At 34.8% G+C, this 13,550-nt stretch carries 14 protein-coding genes; 4 read left to right on the top strand and 10 right to left on the bottom strand.

The features are described 5' to 3' along the window. Nucleotides 1-2 precede the first annotated feature (2 nt). Nucleotides 3-353 carry a 4Fe-4S dicluster domain-containing protein gene (locus DDD_RS15940; RefSeq protein WP_015363990.1) on the top strand — a complete coding sequence of 117 codons (351 nt, stop codon included), beginning with the start codon at nucleotides 3-5 and terminating at the stop codon, nucleotides 351-353. A gap of 198 nt (nucleotides 354-551) precedes the next feature. On the opposite strand, the gene DDD_RS15935 is transcribed toward DDD_RS15940, so the two are convergent. Continuing rightward, nucleotides 552-1,475 (bottom strand): hypothetical protein, encoded by a 924-nt coding sequence (locus DDD_RS15935; RefSeq protein WP_015363989.1) that lies wholly within the window; start codon nucleotides 1,473-1,475, stop codon nucleotides 552-554. Between the two features lie 177 nt (nucleotides 1,476-1,652). Between DDD_RS15935 and DDD_RS15930 the strand changes: the two genes are divergently transcribed. The 3 genes from DDD_RS15930 (at nucleotide 1,653) to DDD_RS15920 (ending at nucleotide 3,940) form a co-directional block, all read left to right on the top strand. After that, nucleotides 1,653-2,369, top strand: coding sequence for a DUF6503 family protein (locus DDD_RS15930; protein WP_015363988.1), 717 nt, complete (start codon nucleotides 1,653-1,655; stop codon nucleotides 2,367-2,369). Between the two features lie 70 nt (nucleotides 2,370-2,439). Further along, the gene (locus tag DDD_RS15925) at nucleotides 2,440-3,138 is read left to right on the top strand and encodes an Ig-like domain-containing protein (RefSeq protein WP_015363986.1); all 699 of its coding nucleotides are present in this window, start codon (nucleotides 2,440-2,442) and stop codon (nucleotides 3,136-3,138) included. Continuing rightward, nucleotides 3,122-3,940, top strand: coding sequence for an outer membrane beta-barrel protein (locus tag DDD_RS15920; RefSeq protein ID WP_041567220.1), 819 nt, complete (start codon nucleotides 3,122-3,124; stop codon nucleotides 3,938-3,940). Before DDD_RS15925 ends, DDD_RS15920 begins: the two co-directional genes overlap by 17 nt. 28 nt (nucleotides 3,941-3,968) lie before the next feature. Here the strand turns inward: DDD_RS15920 and DDD_RS15915 are convergent, their stop codons facing one another. From DDD_RS15915 to DDD_RS15875, 9 genes are all read right to left on the bottom strand, one after another. After that, a complete protein-coding gene (locus tag DDD_RS15915; protein WP_015363984.1) occupies nucleotides 3,969-4,508 on the bottom strand; it encodes a CIA30 family protein in 540 nt (179 codons plus the stop codon). A 242-nt stretch (nucleotides 4,509-4,750) separates the two neighbouring features. Beyond that, nucleotides 4,751-7,162 (bottom strand): T9SS type A sorting domain-containing protein, encoded by a 2,412-nt coding sequence (locus DDD_RS15910; RefSeq protein ID WP_015363983.1) that lies wholly within the window; start codon nucleotides 7,160-7,162, stop codon nucleotides 4,751-4,753. 271 nt (nucleotides 7,163-7,433) lie between these two features. After that, nucleotides 7,434-9,557 (bottom strand): methylmalonyl-CoA mutase, encoded by a 2,124-nt coding sequence (scpA, locus tag DDD_RS15905; RefSeq protein WP_015363982.1) that lies wholly within the window; start codon nucleotides 9,555-9,557, stop codon nucleotides 7,434-7,436. Between the two features lie 4 nt (nucleotides 9,558-9,561). Continuing rightward, nucleotides 9,562-9,924: a hypothetical protein gene (locus tag DDD_RS15900; RefSeq protein WP_041567219.1), complete on the bottom strand. Its 363-nt coding sequence runs from the start codon at nucleotides 9,922-9,924 to the stop codon at nucleotides 9,562-9,564. A gap of 183 nt (nucleotides 9,925-10,107) precedes the next feature. Then, nucleotides 10,108-10,689: a hypothetical protein gene (locus DDD_RS15895; RefSeq protein WP_041567218.1), complete on the bottom strand. Its 582-nt coding sequence runs from the start codon at nucleotides 10,687-10,689 to the stop codon at nucleotides 10,108-10,110. Beyond that, entirely contained in the window at nucleotides 10,682-11,221 is a 540-nt protein-coding gene (locus DDD_RS15890) for a hypothetical protein (protein ID WP_041567217.1), read from the bottom strand. Before DDD_RS15890 ends, DDD_RS15895 begins: the two co-directional genes overlap by 8 nt. 1 nt (nucleotide 11,222) lies before the next feature. Then, nucleotides 11,223-11,699, bottom strand: coding sequence for a hypothetical protein (locus tag DDD_RS15885; protein WP_148285393.1), 477 nt, complete (start codon nucleotides 11,697-11,699; stop codon nucleotides 11,223-11,225). A gap of 53 nt (nucleotides 11,700-11,752) precedes the next feature. Beyond that, nucleotides 11,753-13,222, bottom strand: coding sequence for a methylmalonyl-CoA mutase subunit beta (locus tag DDD_RS18275; RefSeq protein ID WP_015363977.1), 1,470 nt, complete (start codon nucleotides 13,220-13,222; stop codon nucleotides 11,753-11,755). Further along, on the bottom strand, nucleotides 13,215-13,550 hold the full coding sequence (locus DDD_RS15875) for an FtsB family cell division protein (protein WP_015363976.1): 336 nt from the start codon (nucleotides 13,548-13,550) through the stop codon (nucleotides 13,215-13,217). The genes DDD_RS18275 and DDD_RS15875 overlap by 8 nt, the downstream gene beginning before the upstream one ends.

The raw sequence follows: 13,550 nt of genomic DNA, 5'->3' as shown, positions 1-13,550 counted from the left end.
CTATGGCAATCATTATAACAGACGAATGTATTAATTGCGGTGCATGTGAACCAGAATGTCCGAATACAGCAATTTATGAGGCGGCAGATGACTGGCGCTATGCAGATGGAACCGATCTGGATGGGAATGTCGTTTTACCTAGTGGTAAAGAGGTAGATGCAAACGAGACTCAAGAACCGATAAGCGACGAGTTTTATTACATCGCACCAGATAAATGTACCGAGTGTGTAGGTTTTCATGAAGAGCCACAATGTGCTGCGGTATGTCCTGTAGACTGCTGCGTGCCCGATGATGATGTGGTAGAAACTGAAGCAGAACTGCGAGCTAAGCAGGCATTCATGCATAAGAGTTAAGACTTGAAAATAACAGTTTTATAAAAGTCCCTGCATTTTAAATGTGGGGATTTACTGTTTTATAAATCTCAATTGGACTATATGAGATATAGTCCTAAGCTATCATTTTGTAATTAAATAGCTTGTAAATCATTAGATTTAAAAGGAAAGCTTAAAACAACAATTAATTAAGATCAAAAGCATCACCATTGCGCTTTTTTAGGAAATAAGTCCATAAGGGTAAATGGTGTCATGGCTGTTTTTAAGCTTGCGATACTTTGAACTCATATCCTTTAAATTGTAATGAGAAGCTATGGCCTCCATATAATTATACAGGATGTATCTATGAATGGAGTCAATCGGTTGTCTTGTAACTTCTTGGTCAATAGTATTTATTTGATTTTCAGCAAAATTTTTAAGATTATTATCCATTTTTTTAAAATAATTTTCACCGATGATTACCGCATCTAAAATTAATTTGAGTGTAGTGGTAGCTTTTATCAAGAAATCATTAGGCAGCTTAGTATAAAAATCGATTACTTCTTCAGTAGATCCATACCATTTGGGTTGTATCATTTCGGCATAATGAAGGTAAGGCCATAATAGGTTAGGGTGATTAGTGGTTACCTCGTTAAAGTAATCTGTTGCGGTATCTTTTGAACTCAAACTCATATAAAGGCGAATAGATCTGGAACATAACTCGGCTTTATAATGGCTTTTTTCTTGAATTTTTAAATAAGATTCTTCACATAGTTCTAGATAAGAAAAGAAATCCATTGCTTTTTTATTGGAAACGTTTTTAGCTAGTTTATGAGTGCGTGATATCCATGCCATATGTAAGTAAAACGTTCCCAAGCAAAGCCTGGATAAATTAGATTCTGTGACTAATTCCCAATGTTTTAGGTCATCTTCTTCTATATAAAGCGCCACATGATCAATGATTTGGGATCGATCATTTAAGGTTTGTTTCCTAACTAGTTCTTCAGCATGTTCGTATTTTTTTTCTTTAATTAATAAGGCTGTATTTACGGCGGCACTCATTCCTAAAGAATAATCTCTACGTTTATTATCTTTTCTATTTTTTATAGCTCGAAATACTAATAGTATAAAAAAGACAACAAGGACAATCAGTACTCCAATCATTTATTGATGTTTAAAAGGTAAGACTAGGGCAATATTAAGGATATAATTTTATTTAATTCAAACAATAAAATGAACTTTATATAATAAAAAAGCTCTTTCATTTCATTAAATCTTTCTTGATTATTAATGAAATCAATACCTTGTGATCTATAAAATGAATATTGTTGAAAACTATTTATGAAGTATATATTAATCAAAGCACTTCTTTTGTTTTGCTTTACAGGAGCAGCTCAAGAGCTTACAGGACAGCAATTATTAGATAAGGCAATACAACATCACGATCCTAATGGAAAATGGGAGAAGTTTCATGCGGTTTTTGAGGTAACAATGACCACACCTAATAAGCCGAAACGTGTAAGTGACATTAAAATAGACCTACCAAAGGAGTATTTTTCTGTTAGTGCGACTAGAGATAGTATCAACACCAGTTATTTTGTTATTAAAGATAAAGGAAGCGCCACCAAAAGTGATTTAAGAAAACCAAGTGAAGTTATAGTTACTACTGAGAAGGATGCCGAAAGAGCGATCTTTATGAAAAACTATTACACCTACCTCTATGGATTGCCTATGAAATTAAAAGATGAAGGTACTATAATTTCTAATACGGTAGAGCGTAAAGTTTTTAAGGGAAAGGAGTATTTAGTTTTACAAGTGGCTTATGATGAAGCAGTGGGAAGTGATGTTTGGTTCTTCTATTTTGATCCAATATCTTATAGAATGGAAGTCTATCAATTTTACAGAACCGATACTGCTGGAAAAATCAAAATGGATACAGGAGAATATATCTTACTTTCTGAAAGCAAAAAGATTAATCATATTAATATGCCTAAAACGCGTAAATGGTACTACAACAAAAACGATCAATTTCTTGGTGCTGATGTGATTACTGATTAAATAAAAAAATCGTTTGCTTTTCCAAGCAACCTTTTAGATCTTTTTGCATCTAGGTATAAATAACTCAACCATGAGAAAACTGTTATTCCTTATTTTACCTTGTTTGCTTATTTCTTGTGAACCAAGATTAGAAGATGATGTACGTGCTTTATTTAAAACAAAAGTAGTAGATGTATCAGGAAATCCTATTCCCAATCTTGAAGTAAATGCGACCACTTTTAGGACTTTTGAATTTATCCTAGGACAGGAATTTACAAAATTTCAACCAGCAGATGAGGACTTCCTTTTAGGTAAAGGAATTACCGATGCAAATGGAGAAGTAGAATTTACCATGCTGGTAGATGGCGGTTTTTTCATCAATTTTAATTCGCAGAATTATTTTTCTAACAAGGTCAGAATTTCTAGGGAAGAATTAGGAGAAGCTCTTTTCTTAAACATTCCAGAAACCATTCTCAAAGAGTCTGCTGTAGTAGAAATCGATTTTATTAATACTTCAGGAACAACTGATTTCTATGAGGTAACTTTTGATTATGAGTCACTAAATTGTGATTTGATTTATAGTAATAATACACTCACACAAGATGAGGAGTGTGATTTTTTTGAAAGACAACCACGACGCTTCAATGAAAATTTAAACGATGGAAATTTTGAATTAAATGTGTTTTATCCTTCTACAATAGATGTTGTTTATGTAGATAATTCAGGAAACGAATCTACTAGAACCTTTACTATTAATAGTCCACAAGAGCGTTATGAGATCAATTTTTAAATTTATACTAACTGTTATAATAGTGGTAGTAAGCGACTCTTCCTTTGCTCAAGATTCTCAAGATAATGTTAGGTCTCAAGATTCATTGCAAAATAATACATCCATTCCCAAAAGGTTATTTGTAACAGATTTATACTTACAACGAGGAATTCCTACTGGAGATAATTTTGCTGGAAACGGTCTTGAAGGAGGAATAGGTTATGGAGTAAGAATGCAGTTTTACTTACCAAAAAACTTTTATTTAGGAGGTTCTCTTACCCAAGATTTCATGAACGTGACAAATACCGCAATAGCAGGTGAATATTCTCGAGCTACTAAGTTCAATGCCTACTTATTTGCAGGTTATGATTATGATCTAAATGATTATTGGGGTCTTACAGGAGATATAGGTTATGGCTACAGTCAGAACAAGAATAGACAAAACTCTTCTCAAGGAAACGGGAAATTTAGAGATACTGGAAATGTTTTACGTATTACTACTAGCGCAGAGTATAAATTGAATAGCTCTACCTCTTTTTATATAAGCCCTAGCTTTGAAATGGTCTCTTATAATATCAAAACAGCTAGAGAATTACAAAATCGCTTTGATAATGCCAACTATTTCAATGTTGCAATAGGCGTGCGTTTAAGCTCACGAGATTACTCAAGTGTTCCATTAAATAAAACAGATAATCAAGAACTTATAGAGTTGCAAAACCGTAACCGAGAAGAGTTAAGCATAAAAGAAAAGAGGCGCCTATATTTTCTCAAAAAGAGAGAAGAACGCAGATTGCGTAGGGAACGCAGAAGGCGCAATAGATAATATTCTATTAACACTTTTTGAAACTTTACTAATTCACTACCTCTATAGAGTTGAGTAAAATTTGAAAATTTTGTTTCTTACCGTTTGCTATCATTAAAGTAATACCAGTTATTTGATTTTTATCAAAATTAGGAATGTTCAACCTGTTTCCTCTCCATGAGGCATACATATCTGATAATGGTATTTCTACGTTTTGCCATTCTCCTGTAGTTGCAAATTCCTTGATATAATTGTGTCTATCATTGGGAAAAGCCTTCACTCTAAATTGATAAGTTTTTCCATCTCCTTTAAGTTTGATTTTTATTTTATCATTCGGGCTTACTTTTACTTTATCAAAATCATAATCTACAGAACTGAAACCTCCATTACTTTCTGTAGTAACAAATTCATAAAATTTTCCGTGACCAGATGTTGTAAGTGAAAAATGACTTTGAGAAATTCCGCCCATAACTCTATCATCAACAATATTCCATGAAGAGATATCTGATTTTTTATTAAAATCAAATAATATAATGTTGAAAGCACTGAAAAGAAATAGGAGAGAAGCACTAATTGTATAACGTATCATATAGTATAAGACGCTTCATATACCATATGCTTACTTATTTAAAAAAGCGTTTTGAATCGAGGTAAAAAATCTTAACGTATATTTTGATTTGATAGGATTCTGATGGACAAGTTATTTTGAGCTAAATAAATTCTAATCTTTGAGAAGTTCTCGCTTTCGCGAAAGCAAACCCTTCATAATCTTAAACACAAAAAAGCAGTGCTTTTAGGGCACTGCTTTTGCAATTGTAATAATTTATATAATTACTTGATAACTAATTTTTTAGTAACGCTGTCTTTTCCAGAAGTGATATTTACTAAATAAATTCCAGCATCTAAATTTGAGACGTTAACCATTGATTCATTTGAATCTAAATCGGCCTTAAGAACTTCTTGCCCTAAAGTATTGTAAAATACAGCCGTTGTTATGTTCTGTATAAAATCTCCTGTGATTGTAATCACGCTTTGATTGGATGGATTAGGGAACATACTAAACTCTAATCCTTCGGTTTGAGCAGTACTCAATGTTACATTATTGAATCTGATTTCAAATCTCGATGGGTCTATACTTGCAGAGTTATTTAAGTCAAAGTTCCATACTAAAGTATTGTTTCCAGAAGAAAGTAAGGTGTCTGCATTAAGAAAACTATCATGTACAAATGCTTCTAAATTAGAAGCTAATCCTTCAACATTAATCTCTACATCATAAGTGCTTGACGATATATCTGTAAATTCTAATGCGATTATTTCGTTGTGAGTAGGCATGGCTTTATTTTCAATACTTAATAAAGTACCATTTTGATTTACCGACAAGTTTTCCTCAAAGTTTTCAATTTTAAGAGCGTCATTTGCATCGATGGTATTATCTCCATCTAAAAATATTTTTGTGTTATCAAAAATTACAGAAGAACCATTTAAATCTTTATATAATGATACATCAATATAAGGCCTGTTTTGCGGTGTAGAGAAAGGTCCAACAGCATTTTGAGTTGTTGCTTTGTCAGTCGCGTTAAAATCTAAACTAGCTGGTCCAGCCGCTGAAGTAAGCACAAAGAAAGACTGACCTGGCTGAATATACCTTCTAGCATCAGTAGAAGTAGGTGCCATATCAACGGTTTCATAAACACCTCTTGTTGCGCCATTAGGGTTCCAGATGTAAACAAAGTTAGGATTAATATTATTTTTAGTCACTGTGCTCATGTTAACAGTTGCTTGATATGGGTTCCCCACAAAGCTGAATCCTCCTGCGTTAGGATTAAGAGCACCAGAATTTACCGTTTGACCTAATTCAAGAGCACCTTTTGTAGGTATTCTTACATCGGCGTTAGGAAGTTCTGGAGCAGTTGTTAAGTCATAATTGCGGTCACCACGCACAAAAATATTAAAAGGCTGTCCTGCTGTTAAAGTAGCTGTTGGTAGATTAGTCCCTGCACTTTCTTGCCATTTATAATTCCCATCCATAGGATCTATATCATAAAAAATTAAAGAGTTTGCCCCTGATTGAGTAGCATCAAAACCATTTGTGCCGGTAGTTGATCCAGTAATATGAGTTCCTATTCCAGCAATATTTAAACCATTAGTTTGCCAGTTTTCAAAAATTGTAGTCGTAGTGGTTACTGGAGAAGCGATAAACCTAAATGCTCTTCTATTACTTGTACTTCCTGTAGGAATAAAACGAGCTACACCTACATCACCATTTATAGTAGCCATAGGACCATTTATAAATTGAGCGCTACCATTTGCATCACTGTCTAAACCAAATTCAATTGGTGCAAAAGGATTCATAGTAGGCATAATGGTAAGTGTACCATTAAGGGTAAAAACAGCAGTAGATACGACTCCTACAGTTCCAGCATTTACGGTAAGTGAGTTGTCAACGGTCACATCAGTATTCATCGTAATGTTAGTTTCAATGATGATTTCATCAGTTGAGTTAGGAGGATTTCCATTTACCCAACTGTAATCAAAACTCCATGCATCTGGTAAAGGAGCAGAATCTTGATTTCTGGCAATACCGTGCTTGTCTCCACTTGGGTACTCGAAATAAGTGGTATAAGTCATAGCATCAAAAGCAATGTTATTTCCACCGTTAAGGATTCCATCGCCGTAACCTTCATTTGAGGTGAACATATTTCCTGAAAAATCATTAGGATTTCCATAAGTAACTACAAAACTAAAAGTATCTGTGGATGTAAGTCCTAATTGGGCCCAAGAAACAGTAAGCACAAATGGATCTGCAGATCCGTTACCTACGCCAGTAAGAAAGTTAAGGTTGTTGGTTCCCACAACTCCAGTAGCTGGAATTTGAAATAATCCCATAAACCCAGCATCTCCATAAATGGCATGCGAAACTTCGAAACCTGGTGGGAAATTTAAATCTCCACCACCGAATTTTGAAACGGCTTTTCTTCCTAAATCTCCGTCATCGTTTACGTTTCCATCGATTGCTGTTCTACCAGCGGCACCTGTATCAATATACATGACCATATTATTAGATCCTAAATCTCCACCACGATCCACACTAATAGTAATATTAGTAGCATCATGATCAATAACCATGGAACTATTTCCTATTGGACCACCGAAGCTTGAACCACCATTTGCGGTATAAGTAACCTGAGCTTGTGCAACAAGAATGGCACAAAACAAAAGTAAAAAAGAGTATGTTTTTTTCATGTTTTAAGTATTTAATGTATCAAAAATAATCCATTGCTAGCTATTTAGCAATATTAATAGGTTGTAGAAGCGAAAACGTTATAGTTGTCAGAATCGTTTTTAGAATACTGAATATCAATTTGATAAAAAATGCTCAACACGTCTAATTTTGGCCTGTGCGTCTTCTGGTTTATAAAAAGAACAAGACTGTTGTAAGCGATCTCTTACCAGCAATTTTTTACAGTTTTAATAGTGAATAACTAAAAATTTATTAATTAAATCTTTATTAGTTTTACTCATCCATCAACAATCCCAAAATATCAATCGCTGCCTCGCTAATTTTTGTTCCTGGACCAAAAACTGCGGCTACACCAGCATCAAATAAGTACTGATAATCTTTTCTTGGAATGACGCCACCTACAACGATCATGATGTCCTCACGACCATATTTTTTTAATTCTTCCATTACTTGTGGAACAAGTGTTTTGTGTCCTGCGGCTAGGGAAGAAACTCCTAAAACGTGGACGTCGTTCTCTACAGCTTGTTTTGCGGCTTCGGCAGGAGTTTGAAATAATGGCCCAATGTCCACGTCAAAACCTACGTCTGCATATCCTGTTGCAACTACTTTCGCACCTCTATCGTGTCCGTCTTGTCCCATTTTTGCGATCATTATTCTTGGTCTGCGGCCTTCTGTTTTTGCAAATTGGTCGGCTAGTTGTTGCGCTTTCGCGAAAGCGGGATCATTCATAATCTCTTTTTTATAAACTCCTTGAACACTTTTGATAGTTGCTCGATAGCGGCCATAAACCTCTTCCAAAGCATCTGAAATTTCACCTAAAGTAGCACGTTCCTTTGCAGCGTTAACAGCAAATTCTAATAGGTTTCCTTCCTTAGTTTTTGCACAATTGGTTAATTCTTTTAAGGTCTCTTCTACCTTTTGATCATCTCGATTCTTTTTAATCTCTTTTAATCGGTCGATTTGCTCGATGCGTACTGCTGCGTTATCTACTTCTAGCGTATCGATTAAATCTTCGTCCGGACTTGGGTATTTATTGACGCCCACAATCGTATCGATTCCAGAATCTATACGTGCTTGTTTTTTTGCAGCAGCTTCTTCTATGCGCATTTTAGGAATTCCTGCCTCGATAGCTTTGGTCATTCCGCCTAGTTCTTCCACTTCTTGAATCAGTTCCCAAGCTTTATCGGCTATTTGATCGGTAAGCGATTCTACATAATAAGAGCCTGCCCAAGGATCTACCGTTTTTGTAATTCCAGTTTCTTCTTGAAGGAAAAGCTGCGTGTTTCTAGCAATACGAGCCGAGAAATCTGTTGGCAAAGCGATCGCCTCGTCTAACGCGTTGGTATGCAAACTTTGAGTACCACCGAAGGCTGCCGCAGCTGCTTCGATAGTCGTGCGTGCAACATTATTAAAAGGATCTTGCTCCGTAAGTGACCATCCTGAAGTCTGGCAATGGGTTCTTAAAGCAAGTGATTTGGCATTTTTTGGATTGAATTGTTTAATCATTTTTGCCCAAAGCATACGTGCTGCCCGCATTTTTGCAATTTCCATAAAGTGATTCATCCCAATAGCCCAGAAAAAAGATAGGCGAGGAGCAAAGGTATCGATGTCCATTCCAGCCGCAAGCCCTTTTCTAACGTATTCTAAACCGTCGGCAAGTGTGTAAGCAAGTTCTATATCACTGGTCGCACCAGCTTCATACATGTGGTAACCAGAAATAGAAATCGAATTAAACTTAGGCATGTTCTGACTCGTATATTCAAATATATCTGAGATAATTTGCATGCTAGGCGTAGGCGGATAGATATACGTATTACGTACCATAAATTCTTTAAGAATATCATTCTGAATCGTACCGCTCAATAATTTAGGATCAACGCCTTGTTCCATCGCTGCGACGATGTAAAATGCCATGATAGGCAACACCGCACCATTCATAGTCATAGAAACCGACATCTTATCTAAAGGTATGGAGTCAAAAAGAATCTTCATATCCTCAACACTATCTATGGCAACACCAGCCTTTCCTACATCACCTACAACACGTTCATGATCACTGTCGTAACCTCTATGTGTTGCTAGATCAAAAGCAACAGAAAGTCCTTTCTGTCCAGCGGCTAGATTACGTTTATAAAAAGCGTTTGATTCTGTCGCACTTGAAAAACCAGCGTATTGTCTTACCGTCCATGGTCTGCGCACGTACATAGTGGAGTAGGGACCACGTAAATTAGGAGCAATTCCAGCCACAAAGTCGAGATGTTCCAGATGTGCAACGTCCTCTTTAGTGTATTCTTTTTTTATAGAAATCCCTTCAGATGTTTCATAAACAGATGTTTCTGATCGTTTTGTATGAAAATCGTAGTTGGGTTTTATGTTTGTAATGTCTTTTCTTTTCATGGTGCTATTGCTTATTTAAAACTAACCTCACATCTGAATCAGTATTGGTTGTTAAACTGAAATTTGTGTTATTATTTACTTTCATATGAAAAACAAATAGACTTCTATCTATTTGTGTTGGTATACCTTCAATAGGATCTAATGACATATAAATAGTTTGCGAACTTTCATCAAGAAGATAATACTCAGGAAAACGATCAGTAGATAAGCTATTCAATTCAATAACTCCATCATCATGAAATGAAAGGAATTTACTGTATTTAAAAACATTTGGGATGGTGGACATTTTGAAAAATGTGATTTCGTCACTTTCCCAATTGCCATTTTCTAATTTCCTTTCTATTTCTATATTCCAATTACCAATCAATTCTTTCCTATCAATACTGTATGAACATGACGTCAATGTGAGAAATAAAATCAAAGATACTTTCCGGAGAGCAGAATTAATTCTGCCCTTTGGAAAAATAGCTTGTGATCTATTCACAGATGCGGACTTAAGTCCACATCTGTGAATGTATCTCTTTGATTCTATATTATTCATTACCACTGATTAGTTTTTGAAGATCATTACGGAGTCATCATTTTCTGTAGGTTTTAAACTTTTGATAATTAATTCTTGATTTTTAATTTTCACAATTTCAAATTCCTCAAACCCTAATTTTGCATAATCATCGTCCAAAATAAATGTATTTAATTCGTTTCCTATAATTTCATATTCGTGCCACGCAATAGTATCACCTTCCATATTTAATTGCATCGTTGTTCCAATTTCTTGAAATTCTTTGATGTTCTCAAATTTAGGAAAGGTCTGGAATTCAGTAAATATTAATGATTGGACATCACTAAAGTATTCGTGCCATTCTAAATTAGTCTTATTTTCTTCATTCAACTTTTCAAGACCATTTAGTTTTTCTTTATAGATCCCTTGATACGTCCAAGTTCCGACGATTCTATTTTTATAGAACTTTTCATTATTGCAAGATGAAAATAGAAAACAAAAAGATAAACAAATCATCATTTTCCCACATGCAGAATTAATTCTACCCTTTGAAAAAATAGCTTGTGATCTATTCATAGTTGCGGCCTTAAGTTCGCAACTATGAATATATGAAAAAGGATCAGTTTCACTCATTTTCAAGTCTTGTTAAAGTTACCTGCGCATTTTCTTGTTTCTCATCACTTATGGACTGCAGCGTCATTTTCTCTTCATTCATATTTAAAATGGCAAATTGAACCAATTGTTTTAAATCGGGCGATTCTTCTAAATTACCTAGATAAAAGTAAAGCTGATCTTTTTCTACTCTAAAAGTTCTCGGTCTAGGCCAGATACCAACTTCACCTTTATGTTTAAGAGAATTATCTTCATTAAATACCCAATGATCATTTTCTCTGAAGAAATTAGTGATTTGATAATTGCTTTTATTTACCCAAAGCTCATCTGGCATTGATTCTAACTCAGCTGAAGTTACTTCCGAAACTGTCCACTTTCCAACTATTGTTTCTTCGTTTGTAGGTTGTGAGCAGGAATTAAGAATAATGCAACACAGTAAAATCATTTTACCCAATATTGATGTAAGACTTATTTTTGGAAAAGAAATATGTTTTAAAGTGTCCTTTTTGCTACACCTAGAGATCATTTTATTTTGATTTTCTGAATTATACATTTTAATCTCTTGTAAATGCAAATACCGTATCATCATCACTCTTTTTATGCAACGGTTCTATAAACATGGTGTTAGAGTTTATTTCCAAAATTGTAAACTGAGCTATATTTTTCTCCATTTGATCGGTATCAATATAATTCATCCTCAATTCACTATCTAATATTTGATATTTCAAATTAGGATTTAAATCTTGAATTCTCCCTGTCACAATAAGTTCTCGGCTGGTTTTAAAACTCCAGATTTCTGAATCGTTTATAAGGCTGTGCCAGTCTTTTACAAGTGGAGAATTAGCTTCTAATCTAGAAAACCCAATAAACTCATCAATAAAAATACCTTCGTATTTCCATTTTCCAAGTATATCTTTTTTGAATTGTTCATCGCTATTACAAGAAGTAAAGACTAAAAATAACAAACCCAAAGTTTTCCAAAGTGCAGAATTACTTCCACCCTTAAGAAAAATAGCTTGTGACCTATTCACAGGTGCGGACTTAAGTCCGCACCTGTGAATAGATATGGAATCTTTAGATGTCATTACAGCTTTGCGATTTCAGATTTCTCTAAATCTTCTGTAATCCTTCTAGCAACAATAGGTTGTACCAGTGTCTTACGCGGATTCACCTTTACAAACGGTAATATTTCATACTCTTTTTGCAATGGAAGATCTGCATTTACATGCTTATTTGCTCCTATAAGAACTCGCTTTCCAGAATTGAAATCTTCTTGTTCCTGTTGCGCACTTTCTTTGATCTTGCGCTGTATCGTACCATCAAATAGTGATTGTACAAAACCACCAGCGTTTTCAATGTCTTTGAATATTTCTAAAGCTTTCTCTACCAACTGTTGCGTTATAGAATCGATATAATAAGAACCATCAGCAGCGTTGCCCACTTTATTGAGGTAAGCTTCGTCTTTTAAAATACGTAACTGATTGCGTGCAATACGATCGCCAAATTCATTTTCTTTACTAAAAAAGGTGTCATAAGGAATGTTGCATAATGTATCTGCACCGCCTAAAATTGCGCTCATACATTCAGTAGTTGTGCGTAACATATTTACATTATAATCCATTAAGGATTTGTTGCGTAGGCTAGGAGTAGCGGTTATGTAACACCCTAAATCTAGATCATAAATCTCGCCTAGAGTTTTAGTTAAAATGCGATAGGCGCGATATTTTGCGATTTCAAAGAAGTAGTTGCTGCCTATTGTGGTGTCTATATTGATTCTTTTGGTAATACGAGCTTTTTCATTCTGTAACCGTTCTCGACTGTCGCTCGAACTGACATCAGTTGCTGGCTCTTGTAATGATGAGTGTTTTGTTTCCGCTTTCGCGAAAGCCGACAAAGTACCAGAATCATTCAAATGATTCAAATACTCATTAAGATGAGCTGTAAAATAGGCTAGTTCTTGGGTTATTGTTGCTCCAGCTTCTTTATAGATACTTGTATTTACTGTGATATTAGAGAAATATCCTTGAAAATCATTGATAAAACTATCTAGGTTTTTATGATCTTGATCCTTGTTATGAAACCAATTTCCATCGCTAAACAGTTGATGAATAATGTCTATATGGACATAGGCCTTAGGTTCAATTTCATGAATCGATTTGATATAATCTAGATCAAAAAACTGAGGATGAATCTGAATACCAACTTTAGGCAGTCCTTTTAATAAAGCAGCAGGATCAATATCCTTGTTAGGAATAGTAAAGATGACACCTTCACCACCGCGGTTTAAAATATCATGTGCCTTTTTATTTGCTGCAACAGCATTACCTGCATAAACCCTTTGTGAAATATACCAATCGTTAGTTTGAGTAGATCGATTAGGAATATGAACCTTAGGCGCATTTTCACGATGATAAAAAGGCTTGATATCAATTCCTTCTCGTGTAGCGGTAAGAAGCGTTTCATTATAATCGGCTCCTTTGAGGTCCATTTGGATCTTTTGTTTCCATTGTGTTTCAGAAACAGGATTAAAATCTTTAAAAAGTCCTTTACTCATTACTTTTAGTTTTTACAGAATCTGGATGCTGGATAATAAATACTTCTTCATTATCGCGTTTCATCAGATAGCGTTCTCTTGCAAATTTTTCAAGACCTGCACTGTCCTGTAAGGCTGCAATTTTTGCTTTATCACGCGCAATACCTTTCCTATAGAAATCTGCATTTTCTTGTTTTTCAGCAAGATCCTTATTGATTTGTCTATGAGAAGTAGTCCATGCGCTACCGTCTAGAAATAAGATCCAGATAGCAAATAAGATAGTGATGATGGTATATTTATTACTAAAAAACCTCCACCACGGATTTGTTTTTAAATTTTTCAATCCCAT

The organism is Nonlabens dokdonensis DSW-6 (assembly GCF_000332115.1).
GTDB classification, from domain to species: Bacteria; Bacteroidota; Bacteroidia; order Flavobacteriales; family Flavobacteriaceae; genus Nonlabens; species Nonlabens dokdonensis.
Note: the sequence above shows the minus strand (reverse complement) of the source record. Positions and strands in the feature narration are given on the sequence as shown.